Genomic DNA, 1,126 nt, shown 5'->3' with positions numbered 1-1,126 from the left:
CGGGCGACGGAGGCCTGGAGCGCGGCGCGGCCCCACCAGCCGAGGTGCTTGCGGGAGGCGAGGCGTACGGCGCGGGCGGTGGCTCGGTCGCGGGTGACCTGGGCTGCGGTGCGGCCGCGGACGGCCAGGCCGAGGTGGGACAGGAGCCTCTCGCGGAGCTCGTGGCCGATCTGGGCGGGCAGGCCGGTGGAGAGGGCCTCGGGGCGGGCGACACGGATCTCCAGGCCCATGGCCAGGTGCCAGAGCAGGGCGGCCATGACCGGGCCGATCGCGGCGCGGACGATGCCGGCCCAGAAACCGGACTCGGCGAACGCGGGGATGATCTGGATGCCGGTGATGCACCAGACGAGGACGCCGGGCACGCCCGGGGTGCCGGCGCTGTCCTCGGTGGCGGTGGCGCGCTTGTTGGCGCGGGCCATGACGGCGCAGGCGAGGAGGGCGCCCTCCCCTGCGGCGAACATGACCAGGCGCTCGCTGTGGTCGGCCATGTGGAGCCGGTGTTCGGCGAACCGCCAGGAGGTGTCGCCGGAGTAGGCGGTGCAGATGAGGGCGCCGATACCGGCGGTGAGGACTGCGCCGCTGGTGCGGCGGACGATGACGGCGCAGAGGGTGACGAGGACGCCCGCGATCAGGGCGGCCTGCCAGAGGTGGCCGGCCGTCCAAGCGATGGGCTGGTCCAGGGACACGGTGGGCTCCAGGAGCGGTGGAAGGGGGCGGGCCTCGCTCGGGTGCGGGGCCCGCAGCTGTGGGCCGGTTCAGCCGCGGTGGCAGCGCCAGGCGTAGGCGGCCAGGGCGGCGGTGACGAGGAACGGGCCGGGCTGCGCGGTGAGCACGGACAAGACGGCAAGGGCGGTGAAACCCCAGCGCGCCAACGGGGTGTGCATGGCGAGGAGGTCGGCGAGGGTGCTGCGGCGTCGCATGTGGGTCTCGTCTCGCGGAAGGGCCGGCCCCACGGGGGTTCGGGGCCGGCCGGTCAGGGGCGGGTCAGGTGAAGCGGCGGCGGTCGCGGCGCTCCCACTGCTCGCCCTGCTGGGCGGCGCGCTTCACGCCTTTGCCGCGGTGGCCTTCACGGCGCAGCCGGGCGGCCCGGGCGGTGCCGGACTCGCGGCCGGCGTACTGCGTGGCG

2 protein-coding genes are annotated in these 1,126 nt (G+C 75.9%); both read right to left on the bottom strand.

The window, feature by feature from the left end:
* Positions 1-686, bottom strand: a 686-nt coding sequence (locus ABZ780_RS31780; RefSeq protein WP_357488467.1) for a hypothetical protein, incomplete at its 3' end; no start/stop codon positions are given.
* A gap of 69 nt (positions 687-755) precedes the next feature.
* The gene (locus tag ABZ780_RS31775) at positions 756-920 is read right to left on the bottom strand and encodes a hypothetical protein (protein ID WP_357488465.1); all 165 of its coding nucleotides are present in this window, start codon (positions 918-920) and stop codon (positions 756-758) included.
* Between the last annotated feature and the right edge of the window lie 206 nt (positions 921-1,126).

Origin of the sequence: Micromonospora sp. NPDC047467, from assembly GCF_040643095.1 — a bacterium.
GTDB lineage: Bacteria > Actinomycetota > Actinomycetes > Mycobacteriales > Micromonosporaceae > Micromonospora.
This window is presented reverse-complemented; position numbering and strand designations above follow the sequence as displayed.

Bases quoted from the DNA above. Each gene is read 5' to 3' on its own strand.
- ABZ780_RS31775 (WP_357488465.1), bottom strand. From the start codon at position 920: ATGCGACGCCGCAGCACCCTCGCCGACCTCCTCGCCATGCACACCCCG.